This is a genomic window from Bradyrhizobium genomosp. I (2014) (assembly GCF_000261685.1).
In the GTDB taxonomy this organism is placed as follows: domain Bacteria; phylum Pseudomonadota; class Alphaproteobacteria; order Rhizobiales; family Xanthobacteraceae; genus Bradyrhizobium.
In genome coordinates this window covers 1-799 of record NZ_AJQE01000224.1, presented here as the reverse complement: position 1 = coordinate 799, position 799 = coordinate 1, and the positions used below count along the sequence as shown (strand labels likewise).

Here is a 799-nt window from a genome sequence, read left to right as displayed (position 1 = left end):
CACCCGCCGCAGCACGAACAGTTTCGAGCGATCGACGTGATACATCATCAGACTGGCATCCGATGCACCGCGCGGTAGCGACACCTTGGTCCCGGCCTCGTCAATGATGAAACCGTCTTCGTCATCCTCCGGAAACAGGCCGCGGACATAGCCGATGTCGTGCGCCAAGCAGGCGATCAGGATGTGGAGGTAGTCCTCCGCCGCAAGATGCGCGTGGAGATTGCGTCCCGAGAGGATCGCCTGAGCGGCCAGAGTCACGAGCATGGTATGCTCGATGTTGTGGTAGAGCGCGTCGCTGTTGCCGATACACTCCATCGCGGTGCGCGTCGAGCCCTCCAGTACCCGAGCGGAAGGTTCGTCGTACCGGCGACGCATGAACCGACCTAGCATCTTCTCCAGGGTTTCGGCCGCCAGTCTCGGTAACGTCATCATGGATGCAGCCCCGTCCGCCGCTGGTGTCCCATGCCATCTCCCGACGTCTCATTCTTGTCCTCGACGCAGTGGAGAGCATAGCCCATCTTGGGCCGGGTAAACCAATCGCCGGAGCAAAAATACGTAAAATATCTTGCGGTCCCGCTGCGCAGCAGCATGGTTGTCGCTACATCTCACCACAACCAAAGCTGGCTGGAAAGCCCCAACCCCGACCAGCGCTTCAAGGTGCAGCCAGGATGTCGACGCCGGCGGCCGAGCGCGAAAGACTTCTGGCCAGATAGAACAGCTCGACCAGCTTGCCGCGTTTGCCGGCCAGCGAGAAGATGTATTCGGGCGACTCCGCCTCGATTTCCGCGATCGCCACCTT

Annotated in this window: 1 pseudogene; it reads right to left on the bottom strand. The window is 60.8% G+C overall.

The annotated features are described in order from the left end of the window. A pseudogene (locus IC50_RS21465) lies at positions 1–432 on the bottom strand (metal-dependent phosphohydrolase); the annotation flags it as partial. Between the last annotated feature and the right edge of the window lie 367 nt (positions 433–799).